A 15,810-nucleotide genomic window follows, 5' to 3' on the forward strand; every position below is an offset into this window, starting at 1 on the left:
CGCATGGCGACTCCTTTGAATGAAAAATGACCTCAAATGATCGTTGACTTGTTTTTTCTTTAGAGGTGCACAACGTGCGTGCATCATGATTGCGCTATCACAACGCACACCTGTCTACGCGCATCAGTATTGCGCTGTCAATATGAGAACTGCTTAAATTTCCACGGAAATATTAGCGTTTGATATGTGCTGGGATGATAGCCCTCCCAGAAACCGCTTTTCGGAAAGGGACACGTGAAAAGAGCGCCTCTCTCAAAACGGGCAACGTTGCAAGATGTTGCACGCGCAGCAGGCGTTGGGGCCATGACAGTCTCTCGCACCATCAACGGGCATCCCTATGTCTCTGAAGAGACAGCAAAGAAAGTTCGCGCAGCAATTCGCCAGTTAGGTTATCGGCCCAATCAAGCTGCCAGAATGCTCACTGGGCAGCTATCACGATCAATAGGGCTTATCGTTACCGACTTAGCCGATCCCTTCTTCTCCGTCGTTAGTCACGCAGTACAGGAGACTGCACGGAAGAGTGGGTACTTGGTCTGGCTGGCCGCTTCCAGCGACGACCCAACCATTGAGGCCGCGCAGATTGAACAGATGACACATCATCCAGTAGATGGCATCTTATTGGTTCCAGTAGATAGCAAAGACAAACGTCTAACGACAATAGCTGCAGGACCAACTCCCATTGTCACCATCGACCGCCCCATCGAAGTCGCTACCACGGATTCGGTAGGTGTCGAGAACAGGGCGGGCGCGCGGATGGCAGTGGAACACCTCATTGGCCACGGGTACAAACGAATTGTGTGCGTGGCGACCAATCCGCATCTGTTCACCATAAAAGAACGGCTCGCAGGCTATGAGGAATGTATACGCGAAGCGAAGCTGCCTCACGCGAGATCACTGCGATTGCAGAGCCAGGCTGATGTAAAACTTGCTTTGAAAGAGCTGTTTGAGTCAGGCAACCGGCCGGATGCTCTGTTTTCTGCGAATAACTCTTCGACGATTTGGGTAATCGAGGCGCTCCGCGAATTGGGAATCAAGATGGGTAAAGATGTGGCTTTGGTGGGATTCGACGACGTCGACTTTTATGCTCTGATTACCCCTCCGGTAACTGCTATTCGCCAGCCAGCAGCCGAGCTCGGGCATATGTCAACCCGATTGCTGCTCCAGCGAATAAAAGGGGAGTTCACAGCCACGAGCGTTCGAACAGTTTTGCCGGTAAAGCTAGTCGTGCGTGAGTCGTGCGGTTGCAAAAGGTGAGAATAGCAATGACGAGCAGGTCATTTGCATCAGAATTGCTCTTGACGGTTGACCGCTGCAATGGAGACTGACGTGAGATGCGATGTCATCTCGATATCTGCGAATCCGGCTACAGATCGCCGAATCGTCAACCTATTTTCCCTCTGAAATGGAAGGTGGTACGGATCCAGTGTCCCAGTGCGTGGGCTTGTCTGTCATCGTAAGCCTCAGTTCGCCGCCCGCCATCAGTTGATTATGTGTAAACCATGAGCGCTGATACGATTTGCCATTCCACATCGCTTTTGCGATGTAAAAATGTTCGTTGGAGAAGAGCTCTCCGCGACGACAGAAAAGGTCTTCCCATTCGCCAGAAAGATAGAAGACCGTGGAAACGTTGGCGAGCCAATCACGTAGAAGTTCTGCGCTGCAACCGGGAAGAACCCTATCTGGTTGAATGTAAGAAACGATCCCATCGCGCCCGAATCGTCATTATCTGGCACAACATAGGCGTTTCAGCTATTGTGGGCCTCATCGCCACGCCGCTGGCGCCAGTACCCAAACACAAAACCTAGACAACCGACGCGACGGCGAATCCGCCGAAAAGCAGCTGGAAGAACCGTCGGCGAACTCCGAGAAACCTCAGCAATCGAGCAGTCGTCCTTTTTCAAGGTGCAGGGTTCGGCTAGCAAACTGTGTGGCGTGACTGTCGTGTGTAACCATCACGATGGTCTTCTCGAAATCCCCATGAAGTTGCTGCAGGAGCACCAGAACCTCTTGGGCGGAGGAAGCATCGAGGTTCCCGGTGGGCTCATCTGCGAGGATCAGGTCGGGATCAGTTACAAGAGCACGTGCAACGGCGACGCGTTGCTGTTGCCCGCCAGACAACTGATGCGGCAGGTGGTCTATGCGATCTCCCAGACCTACCAGATTCAATGCTGTTTTTGCATGTTTTTGCTTTTCTGCGTGGCTTAGCGTCGTCAGGTTCAAGGGTAGTGCAACATTTTCAAGTGCTGTCAACACAGGTATGAGGTTGAAAAACTGAAAGACAAATCCGACATGAGTATTTCGCCAACGGGCAAGCTCACGATCTTTCATAGACTCGAACCTGCTGCCCAAGACTTTGACCTCTCCCGCAGTTGGCATGTCCATGGCTGCGACCAGGTGAAGCAGCGTCGATTTGCCGGAACCTGACGGACCCATCAAGGCAACAAAATCTCCTTTCGGAATGGACAGACTGATGCCGTCCAGGGCGGTGACGCTGAATTCTTCGCCGGTGTAGGTTTTTGTCAGTTCTCTTACTTCGATAGCGATCTCACTCATGGATTGTCCCTTCTTTCCTGTTTGACTGTCTGACCTTCCTTAAGGCCGGCAGGCGGATTGACGATGAGCTGATCCCCCTCCTGCAGCCCCTCGGTTATTTGCAGCGCATCCGCAGAAGCGGCTCCGGTATGGACCCTGCGGTATGCAGTCTTGCCGTTCACAACGATGAAAACTCCCAGATCGCGGAGCGCTGTCTTCGGCACAGAAATAACCGGCAGCGCCTTTCCCGACTGCTTTTGCGTCGCGATCGCGTGGAATGACACCGAGGCGTTCATATCAGGCCGCAAGAGATCATCGGGGTTGCGTATCTTGACCTTCACCTCGACGGTCGCCTTCTGACGGTTGGCAACGGGCGAGATCTCTTCAACCTCGCCTTCGTATTTCTGGTCAGGATAGGCGTCCGTCGTGATGACGGCAGGCTGGTTTGGCACGAGGCGGGAAAAGTCGCTTTGGCTGATGTCCAGTTGCACCTGAAGCTGATGCAGGTCAGCCAGCGACACGACGTATCCTCGCGCCCCGTTGTCACTCACAAAGCCGGTGGTGACAAACTCGCCGGGCTCGACATTTCTTTCGAGGATGGTGCCTGCGACAGGTGCTCGAATTACTGTGTTCTGAAGCTGTGTGCGCGCATACGCAAGCGTGCCCTCGGCTTGTTCCAGTTGTCCCCGAGCTGCATCGATCTCTTCGGAGCGCGGACCTACGCGTGCGAGGTCGTAGCTGCGTTCGAACGATTTGAACTTTGCCTCTCCCTGATTGAATTTGGCGGTCGCATCATCAAGAGCTTGTCTCGAGAGAACCTGCGCCTCCGCCAACTGACGTGTCCTCTGTAATGTGACGCGAGCATTCTCCATCTCCGATTGCACCTCGGCCATGTCCGCATTGGCCTTCGCAATCTCCTGCGGCCGCGAGCCGTTTCGCAATTCGGTCAGCTTTGCCTTGAGGTAGTTGACTTGGCCGACTGCTTCCTGCACCTTGGCCTGGTATTCATCGGACTCAAGCCGCACCAGCACCTGCCCAGTGTTGGCCAGGTCGCCCTTCCCAACGCCAATCCAGGCCACACGTCCATCAACCTTGGTTGCGACCTCAATCTTATGCGCTGGAACGACGTAGCCGGTCGCATTCAGAATAACCTCGCCGCCGCTGCCACCAGCCTCCTTTTCCGCGTGCACCGTCACGACTGCTACTTGCGGCGCGGGAGTTCGGGTGACGAGAAAAACCGCACCAGAGGCGCACGCAACCAGAAGTGCCGCCCCACCGAGCAGTTTTCTGCTGCCGCGCTGAGGTTTCCTCTCAGATGGCCGCTTGTCAGATGAGCGATCAATCCGCAATTGTTTAAGGTCCACGGTCATGAGTGCTAGTTCTCCGTTAGCGCCGCAATGATTTCTCTTTTTGCACCTGCGCGGGCTGGAAGAAATCCGCCGGCCAGACCAAGCAGCACCGCAAACATCACCCCGGCAATAGCTCCCGTCAGCCCAACGTGAAAGCGGAACTGTATTTCACTAAACGTTGCAAAGTTGCCTATGCCGCTCGTGACGTAGTTCAAAGGGAGACTGGCGATACATCCAACAATGCCCGCCATCAACGCCAGCAAGATGGACTCGATCATGAAGCTCAGCAAAATGTGAAAGCGCGAAAACCCAAGGATTCTGAGTGTTCCAATCTCGCGACCTCGCCGAGCTATCGCCGCATACATCGTGTTCATTGCTGCAAAGCTGCTTCCCACCGCCATGATGAGAGCAATGAAGATACCGCTGGCTTCCAGCAGAACCCCGGAAGAGGTCTGTTTTGCGTAATACTCTTTTTCCGAGGTGGCAGATAACCCGAGGCTACGATCCTCGCTGATAGCCGCAATGAGCCGCGCCATCGCGCCTGGATCTGTCGCCCGCACCAGGATGGAGCTGAGCGAGGTCTGGCGATTGTAGTCAGAACTCATCTGATTGACGTCGCCCCAGATCTCGCTGTTCAACGCCGAATCGCCGCCATCCATCACCCCAACTACCTCCCAGCTGCCTCGCCCGAAGTTCAGGCGGTGGCCGATTGCGGCATCGGGGTAGCGCGCAAAGACCGACTTGCCGACCACCACTTCCCGTTGCCCAGCATTGAACCAGCGCCCCTGTGTCAGTGGAGCATCTCGCATACCTACCCCTACGCGAGACAGGCCTCGGAGTGTGACATTCATACCCCGGGCAAGTTTGGGGCTTGGAAGGTTGATGACGGTGACCATTTCTAGAGAAGCCAGAAGCGAGCCGTTCTTGTCTGTGGCTATGCCGGGAAGAGCCTGCAACTGCGAGAACGCCTCAGGCGTAACCGCGCTAGCGATCTCCGAAGTGCTGCCCTTCCGTAGCGCCAGGACTTGAAGAGGGTTGCCTGTGCTAGTAAAAGCCTTTCGCAGGCCATCGACGAGCGCCAGCGATGCTACCAGCACAAAGACCGTCATGGAGATGCCCAACACTGTCATCAAAGTCGTCATCTTTCGTACGATGAGGTTTCGCCAGCTATACCGCAATGGAATCTTCATGTGTTTACCCCGTGTATGCCAATGCGTCGATGATGGATGTGCGTGCCGCGCTTCGCGCCGGTATGGCCGCGCTGATTGCCGCTACAAGAGCCGCAGCAGCCAGCGTGTATAGCACCGTAACCGGAGTCATGGAGAGGGTGCTCAGGGTTCGAAATGCAGTTTGCGAGTGTGCCGCGCGCGCAAGAGCGAGACACAAGCCCTCAGCCGCAATGCATCCGGCAACTCCGCCAACCAAGCCGATCAGAAGGGATTCACCGAGAATCATCTGGAGAATCTCTGACGGAGCATAGCCCAAGGTCTTGAGGATACCTACTTCACGCGTACGCTCCCGAACGGACATGGCGATTGCGTTGGCCGATACGAGGACGATCGTAAACGCTACAGCGGAGCAGATCGCGAGCATGAATATCTTCAAGTTGCCGATGAACGAGATGAAGCTCAGCATGAAGGCGCGCTCATTTTCTGTCAGGGTCGGCGCAGGCGATTCGGCGAAGCCGCTATCGATCGCCGCGGCGACACGGGCGACCTCTTGTTTTGAGGATGCCTCGACGTGATACTGCTGTGTCATGCCCCGGCGCTTGTCCGAGGCTGGCAGACTGTTCTCCAGGTAGTCGCGGTTGAAGTAGATGGTCTCTCCGTAGCCTTCGTTCGAGGCATCGTAGACGCCCGCGAGCGTTAGATCCAGCGTCAGCGCAGGCGCCGATGTCGAGTTCACGATTGTGATCCGCTCTCCCGGCTGCCAGTGCAGCTTGGCAGCAAGATCGCGAGTTGCAATGGCCGCGGTCTTCTGCGTTAGGAACACCTGCTGCTCCTGTGCGGACAGGCGGATCTCGGGATGAACCATGAGAAATGCCTGAGGCTCGATGGCGAACTGCGCAAAATGATTCTTCGGATCGCCTGGATCCTTATAGATTCCTCCAAACCAGCGAAGGCTGGTGACTGCCTTGACACCCGGAATCTTGCGAATCTTTTCCTCAAACGACGCGGGCAGCTCCTGCGTGAGCGAAACCCTGTGATGGACGATCAGGCGCAGCGCCGTGGCTGGAGTCTCGTCTCCGCCTACAAAGAGCACCTGGTAAAGCGCAAAGATCAACCCGAGCACACAGAGAGAGGTCGCCATACTGGCTGCTGTAAGAAAGCTCCGGCGCTTGTTGCGAACCGCGTTTTTCAGGATCAGCGAAAGAGAGTTGCGCATGGTTGCCTCTGTTCTCGGTACTGGTTCTTGAGCAAAACTGGTTGTGTTTTACCCTTCGTAACGTAGTGCTGCTTTGGCCCTGTCCGGGGGCCCTTATTGAGAGGATTGCTTCACCGAAACGCGGCGGGCGCTTATGGTGCAGTTGCTACACCGACGGCTGAGCCATTCCTTCAACTGCCGCTCCGCACTTGTCCTTATCTGCGCAGCTTCTTGGTGCGCTCCCGTTGCATCGAGTACTCGCGAATAAGCTACTTCCGCCGCAAGGTACTTCGGGTTCTGGCTATCCAGGGTGCGGCCAAGGATCGCAAGGCCCCGGTTCATCTCGGCGAGAGCTGTTGTCAACTCACCCACATCGGCGTGGGCTCTTCCCAGAAGCATGTAGCCCCATCCGACGAACGGATGCTCTTCGCCGTAACGTTTTGTTACCAGGTCGAGGGACTGCCTATATCTCAATACGCTCGTCGCCAGGTCTCCATCGAGCTGCGCTAGCCAGCCCCGCATCGAAGCGATGGCCGCAAGATCATCGTCATCGAGATCGTTCGCCAATTGCGCCTCTTTGATGGCTCGCTCCAGGTATCTCCTGCCTTCATTGGTCTTCTGCCGGCTGAAGGCAACTCCGGCAAGATCGCTTGAAGCCCTGGTCATGCCAGTGTGATCGCTTATCTTTTCGTATAGGCCAGGTGCCTTTTGCCTCAGCCTGACCGCAAGTTCCGGTTGCCCAGCCGCTACATACAGCCCTCCAAAGTCGTCCAATGCCATCGCATAATCTCTGGTATTGTTCGGCAAGCCTTCGAACGTACGAATCGATCTCTCATACGCGTGTTGAGAGTCGAGATAGTTGCCTTGATCTTCATAAGCAAGCCCCAGGACATTCCAGGCTTTGCCAACAGCCGGAGTATCTAGAGACTTTTCATCGAGCAGTGCCTGGAGCCTGACGATGGCCTCTGCCGGTTCGCCCTCTCGCTCCAGCGCGTATGCGTGAGCAAGCCTTTGCTCCGGGGTTGTTTGAGCCAGCAGTGGGCACGCGATGAGCAGAGAGAGAAACGTAGTGGCAACTTTGTTTTTCAGGACCAACGAAAGAGAGTTACGCATAGTTGCACCTGTTCCGTGAATCTGTTTTGCCAAGCTACGGGCTTTGTTTGTCGAGCCGCGCGACGGCATGGTCCATCCTGTCCAGCCAGCGTTGCTGCAACCTGTCTGCGGATTGGCGCTGCTCCTCGTTCAGGACGGTTGTGTAGACGCGCGATTTGAAGCGCTCTTTCTCCATGAGCAGTTTTGCAAAGGTATTGCCTTCCGCGGTCGTAATCGCTTGCGCCTTGCCCTCATCGAACTTTCCGCCGACGGTAGCAGCGGCCAGTTGATGTGCTCCGCTGGTCAGCTCCTTGAGCAGTGCTGTCACCGTGGGGCGCTCTTCTGTCCATATCGAACGGACCTGGGAGACCTGAGCATCGCTCAGCTTCAGCTCACGAGCTACCTGGCCCAGCGGCCCCCCATGATGCCATCCGGTGCCGCACCAGCCGTGTCCTCTCCTGAAGTCCGCCCGCGCGACAGTTACAACAAGGGCAATTGCAACTAATCCAACTGCTGTCCAAAGTGCTTTGCCTTTCATCGGTACACCTCGTAATGCGTCTGTTTGAGTACAGCACTACGAAACAGCGTGTGCGATAAAGATTGGTCAGGGAATGTAAAGGTAGGTAAAGATTCCGCACGGTGTGGCTTCCACGGCTACTATCTGGAGAAGGACAGAACCACTGACTGCCATGAACCGCCTGCTGATTGTCGATGACGATACCGAGCTCTGCGCACTGCTCGCCGAACGCCTTGGGGAGGACGGCTTCGTTCTCCATGCGGCTCACGATGGCCAGCGTGGGTTGGAACTGGCAAGCTCCGGCGAGTACTCGCTCGTCATCCTGGACGTCATGCTGCCGCGCATGGGCGGCATGGAGCTCCTCAGAGAGCTGCGCTCGCGGTCGTCCGTTCCTGTGTTGATGCTGACAGCCCGCGGAGACGAAATCGACCGCATCGTCGGCCTGGAGGTTGGAGCCGACGACTATCTCCCGAAGCCGTTCAACCCGCGAGAGCTCGTCGCCCGCATCAAGGCGATTCTGCGCCGACTGGACGAGCGGCGTGCTGGGCCTGACCGCTTCACTTCGGGAGACATCACAATCGACATCGCTGTGCGAGAGGCCTGGATCGACGGCAACCCGCTTCACCTCACTACCATCGAGTTTGCCTTGCTTGAGGTTCTGGTCCGCAATGCAGGACGCGCTCTCACCCGAGAATACTTGACCGATGCAGCCCTGGGAAGAAAGCTGGGGGTATTCGATCGCACGATCGACGTCCATATCAGCAATCTAAGAAAGAAGCTGGACGCCCATCGCGGTCTCGACCACATCAAGACCGTGCGCGGCAGCGGCTATCTACTCGCGCCGCGCCGGGCGAACGAGGAACACTGAGTATGCGGCATCTCTTCGTCAAGATATTTCTCTGGTTCTGGGCGACCGTGATCCTGACCGGAATCTCGCTTGTGCTGGCCTTTTTTTTGCAGTCCGCAAACGTGCCCTCCCGTTGGCATGCCGGCTTTGAAGATACTGCAAGATACTTTGGAACGGCTGCCGCTGGCACGTTCGAACGAGGCGGTGTGTCTGCTGCAGCTGAGTACATCCACCGCCTCTCTGAGGACGCCCATATCCACGGCTGTCTCTTCGATGATGCCGGCCATCCATTGGCCGGAGAGTACTGCCCGGAGTTCGAGGCGATGGGGGCACACGTCGCCAACGGCAAGCCATCGGACTACGCCATGCAGCGTGGCCTAGCAAGGATGGCTGTTCCCATCAAGGGGTCCGGCGGGCGCTCTTACATCTACGCATCGGAGCTGCTGGCGGGGCCTCGAGCCTTAGTCGGCGACCGTCCGGGCACGGTGCCTATGCGCATTGTGGTGGCTCTATTGGTCTCCGCTGCCGTCTGCTACTTTCTGACTCTCTACCTGACCGCTCCCATTCTCCGCCTGCGTTCTGTGGCGCAGCAGATTGCGGCGGGCGAACTCAGCGTGCGCGCCGAACCCAGGATGGAACTGCGCCGGGATGAGCTTGGCGACCTGGTGCGCGACTTCAACCGAATGGCAGACAAGACGGAACATCTCATCTCCAGCCAGCGCCAGCTCCTGTATGACGTCTCTCACGAGCTTCGATCGCCTTTGGCGCGCATGAATGTTGCCCTGGACCTGCTGCGCGGCCGGGTGCGCGATGATCCTGCCCTGGACCGCATTGGGATCGATCTGCAACGGCTCAACGAGATGATCGGGCGGCTGCTGACGGTCGCCAAGCTCGAGGCGACCTCCACGCTGCAGACGCCTGTGCGAGTTGACCTTTCCGTACTTGTTTCGAGTGTTGTCATCGATGCTGACTTCGAAGCGCGGGAAAAAGGAAACCGCGTTGTCTTTGTACAGGCTGCGAATCTGGCTGTTCCGGGGGACCCAAATCTTCTGCGGAGCGCAATCGAGAACGTTCTTCGTAACGCAGTCCGGTTCACTCGAACTGGAACGACGGTCGAAGTAGTCCTGCGAACCAACGGGGTGACGAGTGCTGACGAGGCAATCATCTCCATCCGGGATCACGGCCCTGGCGTGCCAGAGCAGGAGCTGGCAAACATTTTCAGACCTTTCTATCGTGTGACCGATACGAGCAGCCGCGATTCAGGAGGTGTCGGGCTAGGATTGGCGATCGCAGAAAGAGTCGTGCGCCTTCATGGAGGTAGCATTCAGGCCATGAATGTTCCCGATGGCGGCTTGCGACTAGAGATGATTTTCCCAAAAGCGTTCCGGATTTCAGAATGAAAACCTTTTGGGACCGCAGTTCGATCGGGACGCGTCCAACTCTTAGCTCTACTTTTTTCACTTACGGTGTCGGTGGAAACGCAGAAGTTTGTGCGGATCAGTAACGAGAGCTCGCTTCTCGACACCTACCACTAGCCGACGCACACTATTTTTTGGAATTCGCGATGGTCGCTTATTGGTCGTGCATATCAATCCAACTTTAGACACCAACTAAGTCGCATTAGAATGTTGAAGATAATACGGGGTAATGAGAGACGCCAGCCTTTTTTGCGGCCAGAACGACTCGTTGTCGCTATGTTGTTGCAAACAGAATGGTTATGCAGAAACATGAAAAGCCTCCGGTTATCCGGAGGCTTTTGTTAGATGTTGTAAATTATTGATTCTAAATGGTGGTATCTCTCTTGCCTAATAGAATCTGTAACTTACAGATTCCAAATGGTGCAGGAAGGGCCAAAAGTGCCAGAATGCCTAATTGCTCTTGCAAATCTCTTGCAAACGGATACTCGCGTGCGTATCAGGATGGGAAGCGCTAGTTGCAGGAAGCTTTCGGCGTCGAAGTGGTTGAGAGCCGACATGCAATGGCGGATATTCGCTTGCTGGCCAGCGCATCCCGAGGCTCGCGCAGCGGACCTGAAGGACCCCGCGATTCAGGGGATTGTCTCTACCATCGGCGGTGATGATTCCAACCGCATGCTGCCATTCCTGGACTATTCCCAAGGTCTTCATCGGCTACTCCGACTCAGCCATCACCCACTTCGCATTTTTGAAAGCTGGCGTGACGCAGCGGCCGGTTTTACCGTGGCGTATTCGCACGGCCAGTCCACACCCCGACGCGGTTGCGCCCATCGGATTTGGCAGAATAGAGGGCCTGATCTGCCTGCTCCAGCAATTCTCGGGGATCAGCAGGATCGTCGGGCATATAGACCGTAAGACCTACGCTGAGAGTGACCCGTATCCCTTGTCCAATCTCAGCCGCTGCGATGCCCACTTCGTCTCGAATACGATCAGCCAGTTTCGAGGCTTCATGCAGCGCTGTTTCGGGCAGCAGAATTGCGAATTCATCTCCGCCGTAGCGGCCAGGCAGGTCAGTGGATCGCAGGCAATGGGCGATGCGGCGGGCTACTAATTGCAATACATGATCTCCCATGGCGTGACCTGAACCGTCATTGATTGTCTTGAAATGGTCCACATCAATAAGCATGAGGGCAAAGTGGGAGTGATAACGTGACGCGCGCACACACTCACGATCCAAAGCGGAATCGAAGGCGCGGCGGTTTGCGATCTCAGTTAGGGAGTCGGTTACGGCATGATGCTGCAACCGCTGCACAAGCTCAATCTGGGCCGTAATATTCGACACGATCACAGCCCAGCCTAATTGTTGCGGCCCCCAGTTCAGAGGGAAGACTCGCATCTCGAAATGCTGTTCTTCGCCATTCACCGGCAGAGTCAGCTCTCGCACACTGTCCGAAGTGCTGAACGCCTCCAGGAAGCCCGAGCGTTCGGGAAATACGATGGAGAGTTCCTGCCCAAGACAGGATTCGGAGAGCCACGGAAAAAGGGCGCATGCCGCCGGGTTGAAGTCCACCAGATGATGCCGCAGATCAATCGCAAGCACAGAATCGCGGATGCTCTTGAACACGAGCGAGCGGACCGTCGGGACAAGATGGAACCACTCCAGCCGGAATACCGCAACGTACACGAGCGCAACCGTAAGGCAAAGGGCCAGCGGCGCCAGATCAAGTCCCCAGGGACTCCAGTCCAGAAAATAAATCAGGTAGCCGATGAGCGGCGGCACGCAGGAAGAGGCAAAAAAAATAGATTGCAACCGGACGAGGCCCGAGGAAGCGCGAATGCGCGAGAGGCAAAGCACCGTTCCATAAAAAAGGGAGCCATAAAGAAAGGCCAGATTCAGCCACGCAATGGGGCCTCTGTGAACCTCGACCACCCAGAAAGGACCGCGCGGCACAAGCATCATCGAGCGGTCATACAGACCGTGCATGCCGTTGGTCCATTCGGCAAAGGCCACGATCACGGGAATGATCGACAAAAGAGCTGCGCGGCCTCGCAGGCCGAAGTGCCGGCGTCCAATCAGAACCCATAGCGCCGGGATCCACGGAATGCCGATGTATTCCACGCGTAGCCAGAAGATGGCTCCGGCCAGCGTGGTCTGCGCCATCTCCTGCGCGTATCCGAAGCAGTAAAGAGCCTCGGCGCACATCGCCAGGACCAACAAGCCTGATTGCGGGGCCTGCCGCCGACGCGTGAACGTCAGGGCGGCCATCACGGACAGGCCAAGAGACACCGCAAAGAGAAAGAGTTGTAAAAGAGTAACGAGCTTCACAGGCATGAAAGAGAGAATGGCTACAAATGACTCAGATACTTTTCATTATCGGCACTGCCCCCGAATTCCTCAAAAGTTCGAGTGCTCCAGCGCATCTGGGACCATAATCCCGGTTGGGTTGTCAATCTCAATGAGCGAGATCGGCGATTTTTCCAACTGACGAAGCGACACCTGGATTGCCGAGTACGGTACTAGTTGAATGTTCATCAACGCGACGTTGAGCTGCGGTTCATCTTCTCGTGCTGAAAGTGAAAATTACGCTAGTAACATGGGCAACCGAAGCGGCATGAAGCGTGGTGCTTCATTCGTATCGGGATAAACTGATACTATTAATGCAGTACGCGAATATCATTTCTTTAATTGACGCTCGTGTGGAGCGCCTCTTCGAGGTTCGGCGCATCTTGACCGAACTTAACCTACCCCTCTCCCGGCGGAAGGTGGTCACTCCAACTCCTAACCGAACGGCTCAATCAAAGTCTGCCAAGAGAGGCAATGCACACCCGAAAACCTCTAAATCCACAGTTCGAAAGCCGTACGCGGAAAGAATGTCAGTCGCACCTACAGAGGACCGCAGTGCATCTCCGACCGCGGTTTCCGGCCCCCAGCGCGACGCAATAGCACCAAGCGAACCCACAACTCAAGCAATCGACAAGAGCGTTTCGTCAGGGGCCATACCGGTAGCTCGTTTTCGTACGACTCAACCATCCCGGGAGAAGCCCGTGATACAGAAACCTCCTGTGAAGTCAGGTACATTGGCCTTAGGCGGCAACATTCCGACCGGCCCGATTGTTGTGCCGGCAGAGCAGATTCGTTACGAACAGTCTTTGAAACGACGTGAATCAGCTATCAAGGCGAGAGGCTCCTTTCAGACTCCCAGCGATGTTCCCCTCACAACTGAATTACTCGCGCGGCGTTGGATGCAAGGCGCAAATGCCGCTGTCACCAAGACTGCCCTATAAGACTTACCGATACCACGTTCTTAACGGCCCAGAAAACAGTTCGGGCGAGCACGCCACGCCTAAGTCGATAGAGCCACATCGAACAACGCTCAATTGCCGACGGCAAACGCTCTTGTGCCAGATTTCGAGAAGCCGGTAATCCGCCCAGAACCCAGAAACCTGGAAAGTCGCTCATTAAGAATGTTTTCTGCGACGAATGCAAGATAGGTATCGGCAAACGCGTTTGCGGTCAGCGATGGCACAAGCTGGTAGCTCACGCTCAGTGCGGTTCAATCGATGAATTCAAACTGACCCACTGCCGGGTGTGAGCTCGCGTGCAGGGGGGTGAGGAGTTCGGCTTGCAGGTGATTGCCGACTCATTTCGGTGAGGTGCCGAGAGTAGGGCTGCGCCCGTGGCGGCGTCCTGGCGGCGTGGGGGAACGGCGCGGAGGCTGAAGCTCGCGATGGCGGCGGGGTTAGAGTTCGGACGCACCTGGAGAGTGCCAAGGACCTCGGTCGCCGATGGGGTCTGGTCGCGGAGCCGGAAGACGAGGACGCCGGGCTGGACCTCTTTGGCAGAGAGCAGGTTGAAGCCGCCGGTCTGCTGCCGGAGCTCCATCTGTGCAGCGGCCGCGGAGGCGAGCGCGACGTTGGGCAGAGCGTTGGCAAGCGCGGGGTAGCTTGCCTGGTTGAAGGCGGCGAGCCAGCCGTAGAGGAGGCGGCCAGCGGGGGTGTCGGGGATGAGGCCCACTTGGTCGCCGAAGCGGGGCAGGCGAACGAGGATGGTGGGGTGAACCGGGCTGACGTGATCTCCCGCGCGGGCGGGCACAGGAGCGTCGGCGGGATCACCGAGGACGATGGTGTCGATCTGGGATGGATCGTCCTTCTCGTCGGCACCCGAGGTGGCTCCGGATGTGGTGCTGGCGGAACGAGCAGCGCCGGAGCTGCCGGAGGTGAGATGTGCATGTTCGGTGTGACCCAGGGCATAGAGGACCGAGGCGAGCGCACCGACGGCGGCCACGATTGCGAGCAGGATGGCTCCGGGGCGGAGCGGCTGGCGGCCGGTGATATAGAAGCTGGGAGCGGTGAGAGTGGGGACTCCGGTGGGGAGGGGCTGCTCCATGGGTGGGGTGGTCCTTGGATGTTCCGGGGGCGAGCCGGGTCGGAGGAGGTCCGGCGGGGTTGGCCGCCACTGATAGTGTAGACGGGCTGCCAAAGGGTGGCGTGAGCTGATGGTGGGATCGGCAACGGAAGGGAGACAGGTGTTGCTCTCCCAGGAGTGACACCGATTCCCGCAGTGCTGGAGACAGCCGTGCTGGATACTGCCTTTCAGACGAACGGCGCCGAACGTGGTGCTTCAGAGCAGAGCCCCGCCCCGGCATCAGAAACCATAAGCTTATGCAGTGCTCCTGTACAGCCGCTCTCGTCATCGTTGAAGCCGTCCTGCAGCCCCGCTTACCTTTATCCGGAGGACCTCACCAAACTGCGACAGCTTCGCGGGTACGCTTCGACTGAGCACGGTACTCCTAGCGCCAACTCAGCGTCGACCAGAACACCGGCGGCCAGCTTGAGGGTCTTGACCTAGAAAGGGCTGTTGCGGACGTGACACTCATTCCTCATGGAAGGGGAAGTACCCTCCAGAAGCTGCATAGGCTGGCTATAAAGATAGCTATTCATGGAAACGTCTTTAGCGGCAAATACACCAGCGAACGTTCAGCAAGGAAGTTATGCGGATGGCTTGCGGAGAGGATGGCTTCAATCGCAATCTGTACGTTGCCGGAGGTGCCGTTCTTGAAGCCGACCGGACAGGAGAGGCCAGAGGCAAGCTGGCGGTGGACCTGGCTCTCGGTCGTTCGCGCGCCAATGGCTCCCCAGCTTACGAGGTCGGAGACATATTGCGGCGAGATCATGTCGAGATACTCAGTGCCGCAGGGAACGCCCATCTCCGCCAGATCGAGAAGCAGCCGGCGTGCAATGCGCAATCCGTCACTGATGCGGAATGATTCGTCGAAGTAAGGATCGTTGATCAACCCCTTCCAGCCAATCGTGGTACGCGGTTTCTCGAAATACACACGCATCACGATCAGAAGATCGCTGGAAAGCTCCGCAACCGCCGCCCTCAGCAATCCCGCATATTCCCTGGCAGCAATCGGATCATGGATGGAGCAGGGGCCGACAACGACGACCAGGCGGTCGTCTGACCCGTTGAGGATGTCGATGATCTGACGACGTGCTTCGAAGACAGTACGCGAAGCGTTCTCTGTGAGAGGCATCTCCTCCTCAAGGAAAATTGGAGGAAGAACGAGTCTGCTGGATTTGATCCTGAGGTTATTTGTGGGATAAAGTATGGCCGCTTGATCAGAATACTAGGTATGGCTCGCCCGCTCCATCGCTGGTGCAAACACCCTGCTGCTTAGAGGCGGGTTACGC

Annotated in this window: 14 protein-coding genes and 1 pseudogene; 4 read left to right on the forward strand and 11 right to left on the reverse strand. The window is 56.7% G+C overall.

What is annotated here, in order from left to right; genetic code table 11:
* The first annotated feature begins 234 nt into the window (after positions 1-234).
* A complete protein-coding gene (locus OHL16_RS02550) occupies positions 235-1,254 on the forward strand; it encodes a LacI family DNA-binding transcriptional regulator (protein ID WP_263365499.1) in 1,020 nt (339 codons plus the stop codon).
* Positions 1,255-1,386: 132 nt separating this feature from the next.
* Here OHL16_RS02550 and OHL16_RS20165 read toward each other — a convergent pair whose 3' ends face one another.
* From OHL16_RS20165 to OHL16_RS02580, 8 genes are all read right to left on the reverse strand, one after another.
* Positions 1,387-1,530, reverse strand: a complete 144-nt coding sequence (locus OHL16_RS20165; protein WP_396127125.1) for a hypothetical protein — start codon at positions 1,528-1,530, stop codon at positions 1,387-1,389.
* Entirely contained in the window at positions 1,479-1,733 is a 255-nt protein-coding gene (locus OHL16_RS20170) for a glycoside hydrolase domain-containing protein (protein WP_396127126.1), read from the reverse strand. The genes OHL16_RS20165 and OHL16_RS20170 overlap by 52 nt, the downstream gene beginning before the upstream one ends.
* Before the next feature lie 139 nt (positions 1,734-1,872).
* Positions 1,873-2,553, reverse strand: coding sequence for an ABC transporter ATP-binding protein (locus tag OHL16_RS02555; protein WP_263365500.1), 681 nt, complete (start codon positions 2,551-2,553; stop codon positions 1,873-1,875).
* A complete protein-coding gene (locus OHL16_RS02560; protein WP_263365501.1) occupies positions 2,550-3,902 on the reverse strand; it encodes an efflux RND transporter periplasmic adaptor subunit in 1,353 nt (450 codons plus the stop codon). The genes OHL16_RS02555 and OHL16_RS02560 overlap by 4 nt, the downstream gene beginning before the upstream one ends.
* A 5-nt stretch (positions 3,903-3,907) precedes the next feature.
* A complete protein-coding gene (locus OHL16_RS02565) occupies positions 3,908-5,071 on the reverse strand; it encodes an ABC transporter permease (RefSeq protein WP_263365502.1) in 1,164 nt (387 codons plus the stop codon).
* 4 nt (positions 5,072-5,075) lie between these two features.
* The gene (locus tag OHL16_RS02570; RefSeq protein ID WP_263365503.1) at positions 5,076-6,266 is read right to left on the reverse strand and encodes an ABC transporter permease; all 1,191 of its coding nucleotides are present in this window, start codon (positions 6,264-6,266) and stop codon (positions 5,076-5,078) included.
* A gap of 93 nt (positions 6,267-6,359) precedes the next feature.
* Positions 6,360-7,358 (reverse strand): tetratricopeptide repeat protein, encoded by a 999-nt coding sequence (locus OHL16_RS02575; RefSeq protein ID WP_263365504.1) that lies wholly within the window; start codon positions 7,356-7,358, stop codon positions 6,360-6,362.
* Positions 7,359-7,392: 34 nt separating this feature from the next.
* Positions 7,393-7,875, reverse strand: a complete 483-nt coding sequence (locus OHL16_RS02580; RefSeq protein WP_263365505.1) for a Spy/CpxP family protein refolding chaperone — start codon at positions 7,873-7,875, stop codon at positions 7,393-7,395.
* A 151-nt stretch (positions 7,876-8,026) separates the two neighbouring features.
* On the opposite strand from OHL16_RS02580, the gene OHL16_RS02585 reads away from it, so the two are divergent.
* The 3 genes from OHL16_RS02585 (at position 8,027) to OHL16_RS20175 (ending at position 11,031) form a co-directional block, all read left to right on the forward strand.
* Positions 8,027-8,722: a response regulator transcription factor gene (locus OHL16_RS02585; RefSeq protein WP_263365506.1), complete on the forward strand. Its 696-nt coding sequence runs from the start codon at positions 8,027-8,029 to the stop codon at positions 8,720-8,722.
* Between the two features lie 2 nt (positions 8,723-8,724).
* Positions 8,725-10,101 (forward strand): ATP-binding protein, encoded by a 1,377-nt coding sequence (locus tag OHL16_RS02590; RefSeq protein WP_263365507.1) that lies wholly within the window; start codon positions 8,725-8,727, stop codon positions 10,099-10,101.
* A gap of 573 nt (positions 10,102-10,674) precedes the next feature.
* The gene (locus OHL16_RS20175; protein WP_396127127.1) at positions 10,675-11,031 is read left to right on the forward strand and encodes an LD-carboxypeptidase; all 357 of its coding nucleotides are present in this window, start codon (positions 10,675-10,677) and stop codon (positions 11,029-11,031) included.
* On the opposite strand, the pseudogene OHL16_RS02595 reads toward OHL16_RS20175, so the two are convergent.
* The 3 genes and pseudogenes from OHL16_RS02595 to OHL16_RS02605 form a co-directional block, all read right to left on the reverse strand.
* Positions 10,937-12,448, reverse strand: a pseudogene (locus OHL16_RS02595) (diguanylate cyclase); the annotation flags it as partial. The gene OHL16_RS20175 and the pseudogene OHL16_RS02595 overlap by 95 nt on opposite strands.
* 1,212 nt (positions 12,449-13,660) lie before the next feature.
* A complete protein-coding gene (locus OHL16_RS02600; protein WP_263365509.1) occupies positions 13,661-14,503 on the reverse strand; it encodes a hypothetical protein in 843 nt (280 codons plus the stop codon).
* A gap of 550 nt (positions 14,504-15,053) precedes the next feature.
* A complete protein-coding gene (locus OHL16_RS02605) occupies positions 15,054-15,728 on the reverse strand; it encodes a 3-deoxy-7-phosphoheptulonate synthase (RefSeq protein WP_317891037.1) in 675 nt (224 codons plus the stop codon).
* Between the last annotated feature and the right edge of the window lie 82 nt (positions 15,729-15,810).

Source organism: Edaphobacter bradus (assembly GCF_025685645.1).
Lineage (GTDB): Bacteria > Acidobacteriota > Terriglobia > Terriglobales > Acidobacteriaceae > Edaphobacter > Edaphobacter bradus.